Here is a 5,513-nt window from a genome sequence, read left to right as displayed (position 1 = left end):
ATGTGTTCGCGGAGTGCCTGATAGTGTTTTGATCTTATATCCATGGCACTGGTTAGTGCTTTTGCATCAAGTATTTTGCCCAGAAAGGTTCACTCCCTTCTCAAATAAGTATGTTTATTTTAACAATATAAAAAAATGTAATGAATAGGAAAAAAGTATTGAGTGCTAAAGCTCTAAATACTAGATTGGTCAACGCACTGCTGAAGTAATCTGACCTTTCCATCCTGGTACAAAAAGCGTGATGCCGGCGAAGGTCCCGGGTTTTATGAAATTGACGAGCATGACAACAACAAAGGTCCTTTTGAAAGCAAAAAGGATTATGTGGTATTCAACAACATTCTCATGTTCGAAGTCAATAAATATAAGAAGTAATTGAAATCAAAGCCATCTAGTCAAACTAGGTGGTTTTTGCGTTTGTTCGACAGTTTTCACCAATTTTAAGGTAAATTTAAGCTTCCATTTCATTTCAAATACATTAAATTTTTGTTACAATAATACAGCTTTGCCTAATCACACCTTCATACTTTGGACATCTTTTCTTCGTTATTTCTTAAGATTTTTATGGTTTGATATGAAACCTTTGGATGATCCATGCGTCTTTATAAGTGTCAAAAGAAAAGAGGTTATCAATATGCTATTCAAAAAGCTATCAGAAAATAAGTCTGTAAAATGGATAGGGTATACAAGCTTTTACTTACTTATTTTGCTATTATTGTTCTTTATTTACGGATTCCATACAGCGAATACGGGATCATTCATTTACAACGATTTTTAATTGGAGAGTAAACGATGAAACTATTACACACGATTCTTGAATACCAACAAACGAAACCGACACAGCCAGCATTTGTTTCTCAACACGCTTCGATCACATATGATGAGCTTTGGCGTCTATCAGACCAAATGGCGGGGGCGATTGATGCGGTTACAGCTGACAGTGCACCTGTCATTGTATACGGTCATATGGAGCCAGAGATGCTGATTTCTTTCTTAGGAAGTGTGAAATCAGGCAGACCTTACATTCCAGTTGATATCTCAATACCTGCTGAGCGTATTGTCTCAATTATTGAAAGCTCAAAAGCGAGTCTATTGATTTGTGCAAATGAGCAGGCTGTACTGGATGTAGAAGAACACATTCATGTGAAGAGTGCATCATCGCTTTTAGCGCTTGAAAAAGAAGCACCACCATCCTCGCAGTGGGTGCAAGGTGATGATGTCTTCTATATCATTTATACGTCAGGCAGTACCGGTAAACCGAAAGGCGTTCAGGTAACAGCCAACAATTTAGAAAGCTTTACAGAGTGGATGTGCAGCGATTTTCCAATCGGAGAGGGACGCACGTTCTTAAATCAAGCACCGTTTTCTTTTGACCTATCAGTGATGGATCTCTACCCAGCGCTTCAATCAGGCGGCACGCTTTATTGTTTAGTGAAAGATCTTGTCAATAAGCCGAAGGATATGTTTGCAGCACTTGGTCAATCTGACGTTGAAGTGTGGACATCCACACCGTCCTTTGTCCAAATGTGCTTAATGGACCCTTCCTTTACAGGGGAGCTTTTACCAGAGCTGAACGTTTTCCTTTTCTGCGGTGAGGCGCTTCCTGTATCTGTAGCAAGTGCACTCCTTGAGCGTTTTCCGAAGGCGCAGGTCTTTAATACGTACGGTCCAACTGAAGCAACTGTTGCCATCACATCGATTGAAGTGACGAAGGAGGTTGTCGATCAGCACGATTCTTTACCAGTGGGCTATGCCAAACCTGATACAGATATCGTCATTTTAGATGAAGAAGGTCAGACGCTCCTAGATGGAGAAAAAGGGGAAATTGTCATCGTGGGGCCAAGCGTCAGTAAAGGCTACTTAGGTGAACAAGCTTTAACGGATCAAGTGTTCTTTGAATACGAAGGCCGCCCTGCTTACCGCACAGGTGATGCAGGTGTGAAGCAGGATGGTTTAATTACATGCCACGGCCGTCTTGATTATCAAATCAAGTTGCATGGATACCGGATGGAGCTTGAAGAAATTGAATACCATGTGAGCGAGACAACCTATGTCAATGCTTGTGTGATTGTTCCGTTCCAACCAAACGGACATGTGGAGTACTTAATTGCAGCGATTGTCCCATCAGAGCATTCATTTGAAAAAGAATATCAGCTGACAAGTGCGATAAAAAAAGAAATGGCGGATTCACTCCCTGCGTACATGATTCCGAGAAAATTTGTCTATCTTGAGCAGCTGTACATGACACCTAACGGGAAGGTTGACCGTAAAAGAATCGCGAAAGAGGTTCTTCTATGATTCCGTTTAGTTCATTCTTTTTCTTCATTCTGATTGGTATTCTCCTTTTGCCGACAATGATTCTCGGTCTTCGTGGCAAAAGAATGCAAGGCTACAACATGTTTGCAACAGTTGTAGCGCTGGCGCTTATTTTCTCAAAAGATGCACATGGGGCTCTGCTGCTCTTCTTGTTTACGGTGTGGCAAGTGTTGATCATCCGCCTGTACATTGCGTACCGGTTAAAGGCAAATCAAGCTTCTGTTTTCTATATGGCGGTTGTGGCATCTATTTTGCCGCTTGTGTTATCAAAAATCTTGCCGTTCTTTTTAAATCATCATCCGCATCATCCGCCGCCAATGAACTGGCTCAGCTTTTTAGGAATCTCGTACTTAACATTTAAAGGTGTCCAGTTAATTATTGAGACGAGAGACGGCTTGATTAAAAAGAAAATCTCGATTCACCGTTTGGTCTATTTCATCGTCTTTTTCCCGACGATTTCATCAGGTCCAATCGATCGATACCGCCGGTTTGAAAAGGATATGGATACACCGCCTGAAAAGGAAGTGTACAGTGACCTTCTATATGCTGGGATTCATAAAATCTTTATTGGTTTCCTATATAAATTCATTATTGGCTATCTGATTCACACATATATTTTGATGAATATTCATTATATTGGCAGCAGCCACTTTGTTCAGCAGTTAACGTATATGTATGCCTACAGTATGTATTTGTTCTTTGACTTTGCTGGATATACAGCGTTTGCTGTGGGTGTGAGTTATATCATGGGCATCAAATCACCAGAAAACTTTAATAAGCCGTTTCTCAGCCGAAATATTAAAGACTTCTGGAATCGCTGGCATATGTCGCTATCCTTCTGGTTCAGAGACTATGTGTTTATGAGATTTGTGTTCTTTATGACAAAAAAGAAGTGGTTGAAGAACCGGATGGCCGTATCGAATATCGGGTACTTTGTTCTCTTTCTATTGATGGGTGCTTGGCATGGACTCGCCCTTCAATATATTATTTACGGACTGTACCATGCGGTTGTCATGTCCGGTTACAATTTATTTGAGAAATGGAATAAAAAGCACAAATGGTGGCCGGATAATAAGGTCACAGCTGTTGTTTCGATCATGATTACATTCCATGTGATTTGTTTCGGCTTTTATATTTTTTCAGGAAAACCATTTCATCATTAATGATTAAGGGAGTAGAAAATTATGGAATTTAAAAATCAAGTATATGGTATTATTGCAGAGGTTTGTCAGGACGATGTTGTGAAAGAAAATCCAGAGATTGCGATTTTTGAGGAAGGTCTTCTTGATTCATTTGGTACAGTTGAATTGCTCATGGCGATTGAAAGTCATCTAGGAATTACTGTTCCGATTACAGAGTTCGATCGTGATGTGTGGGATACGCCGAATCACATTGCTGAGCAGCTGGCAGAGATGAAGTAATGAAAAAGCGTTTTTTTGGGCCGCTTATTTTGGCGGCTGTTCTATTCATTGGTGTTCTTCTTGTACCAAATGCATGGCTCTTACATCTGATCCCAAAAGACAAATTACAAAAGTCAGCCACAGAGTTAGATCCAGAGATGTTCCAAGGGCTTTATTTACAAGATGAAATGCTAAAAGATCCAACTTATTTGCCGATCTATGGATCTTCTGAACTATCACGTTTTGATCCATATCACCCTTCGAATTTCTTTCATGAGAACAATCAAGGGTTTACACCTTATCTTATTGGAAAAGGTGGATCACAATCATTAATCCATGCCATGAACTTCGCAGCGCATATGGATGAATTAAAAGGGAAAAAGCTTGTGTTTATCGTGTCCCCACAGTGGTTTGTGAAATGGGGATCTGACGAGAATCACTTTGCACCTAACTATTCAGCGCTTCAAGCGTTGAATCTTGCCTATAATAAAGAAATTAATCCGGCTGTAAAAAAAGAGCTGATGAAAAGAATCATGACGTTTAAAGCAGTGAAGGACGACATGGTGATTACAGAGCTTTTTAAAGCAGAGCTTTCTGGGAACAAATTCGCATTTCGCGCGATTTCTCCTATTGCGAAAATGTATTATGGGATGCTTCAAAAGAAAGACATGTACTATACGATTGGATCGGGGCATGAGCGCGAGCTTCGTCCGTCTCCTTCAGTCAAAGGGAAGTCTTGGACTGAACTTGAAAAAGAAGCGAGTGTATTAGCTGCGGAAAAAGCAGGGGATAACCCGTTCTATATGGATCAGAGACTGTATGACCGTAAACTAAAGCCGATTATGAGTAAGATGAAGGATTCCCGCCAAGGTCATTCTTATGCCGAATCACCAGAATACAAAGATTTTCAGATCATGCTGGATATTTTAAAACAGGCAGGGGCGAAGCCTTTGTTTGTGACGATTCCTGTCAACGGAAAATGGTATGACTACACTGGGTTTCCGAAAGAGGGACGTACAGAGTATTATGAAAAGGTCAATCGTCAAATTCGAGAAAACGGGTATGAAGTCGCAGATTTGACTTCACATGAGTATGATCCATATTTCTTTAAGGATACGATTCATGTGTCTTATAAAGGGTGGGTGTACATCGATAAGGCGATCGAAAAGTTTTACAAAGAGCAGTAGAATGCAGCAGCTTTCTGCTGCTTTTTGTTTGTCGAATGAGTGAATTTCCTGTATAAATAGGGTGAAAGGGCTATGCTGAATATGGAGGCGATACAATGAATCGTTCTGAGAAAAAAGAACTATTAAAGCGTTCGAAGAAGCATTTTAATGATCATGCCTTTTGGGAAAAGTTAAAAAAGACGGCACAAAAAGCTGGGGTCTCTCTTGTCTATGCTGTGCTATTACTTTACTATACATTGCAAAAACCAGAAGTGCCTGTTAAAGCGAAGACCCTCATCATTGGCGCGTTAGGCTACTTTATCCTTCCGATTGATCTCATCCCCGATACGTTGATTGGTGTCGGCTACACAGATGATTTAGGAGCGATCACATTTGCCCTGCTTCAAGTGGCGATGTATATTGATGATGATGTCAAAGGAAAAGCGAAAGACAGGCTGGCAAAGTGGTTTGGTGAGAAAACCGATACGTCTATTATTGATCAAAAGCTTGAGGATGGCGGTATGCCGTCTGCATAAAGAAAAGCCTCCAAAACGGAGGCTCCAGCGTGTAGACAAACCCTTGCATTCTTTGTCAGTCCTGCGTGCCGCTGCTCACGAATGTTAAACTAGATCCG

The 5,513-nt window shown here is 40.7% G+C and carries 6 protein-coding genes and 1 pseudogene; all 7 read left to right on the top strand.

Going from position 1 to position 5,513, the window contains the following annotated elements; all coding sequences use genetic code 11:
• Positions 1 to 216 precede the first annotated feature (216 nt).
• Positions 217 to 372: pseudogene (locus BA1_RS19745) on the top strand (Kelch repeat-containing protein); the annotation flags it as partial.
• Between the two features lie 253 nt (positions 373 to 625).
• Positions 626 to 775 carry a teichoic acid D-Ala incorporation-associated protein DltX gene (locus BA1_RS18935; protein WP_024427820.1) on the top strand — a complete coding sequence of 50 codons (150 nt, stop codon included), beginning with the start codon at positions 626 to 628 and terminating at the stop codon, positions 773 to 775.
• A 14-nt stretch (positions 776 to 789) separates the two neighbouring features.
• The gene (gene dltA, locus BA1_RS17860; protein ID WP_008362041.1) at positions 790 to 2,295 is read left to right on the top strand and encodes a D-alanine--poly(phosphoribitol) ligase subunit DltA; all 1,506 of its coding nucleotides are present in this window, start codon (positions 790 to 792) and stop codon (positions 2,293 to 2,295) included.
• Positions 2,292 to 3,476 (top strand): D-alanyl-lipoteichoic acid biosynthesis protein DltB, encoded by a 1,185-nt coding sequence (dltB, locus tag BA1_RS17855; RefSeq protein ID WP_008362038.1) that lies wholly within the window; start codon positions 2,292 to 2,294, stop codon positions 3,474 to 3,476. Before dltA ends, dltB begins: the two co-directional genes overlap by 4 nt.
• 21 nt (positions 3,477 to 3,497) lie before the next feature.
• Positions 3,498 to 3,734: a D-alanine--poly(phosphoribitol) ligase subunit 2 gene (gene dltC, locus BA1_RS17850; protein ID WP_008362036.1), complete on the top strand. Its 237-nt coding sequence runs from the start codon at positions 3,498 to 3,500 to the stop codon at positions 3,732 to 3,734.
• The gene (gene dltD, locus BA1_RS17845) at positions 3,734 to 4,900 is read left to right on the top strand and encodes a D-alanyl-lipoteichoic acid biosynthesis protein DltD (protein WP_008362034.1); all 1,167 of its coding nucleotides are present in this window, start codon (positions 3,734 to 3,736) and stop codon (positions 4,898 to 4,900) included. The genes dltC and dltD overlap by 1 nt, the downstream gene beginning before the upstream one ends.
• A gap of 95 nt (positions 4,901 to 4,995) precedes the next feature.
• Positions 4,996 to 5,415, top strand: a complete 420-nt coding sequence (locus tag BA1_RS17840; protein WP_008362032.1) for a YkvA family protein — start codon at positions 4,996 to 4,998, stop codon at positions 5,413 to 5,415.
• Positions 5,416 to 5,513 lie beyond the last annotated feature (98 nt).

Origin of the sequence: Bacillus xiamenensis, assembly GCF_000300535.1 — a bacterium.
Lineage (GTDB): Bacteria > Bacillota > Bacilli > Bacillales > Bacillaceae > Bacillus > Bacillus xiamenensis.
Note: the sequence above shows the minus strand (reverse complement) of the source record. Positions and strands in the feature narration are given on the sequence as shown.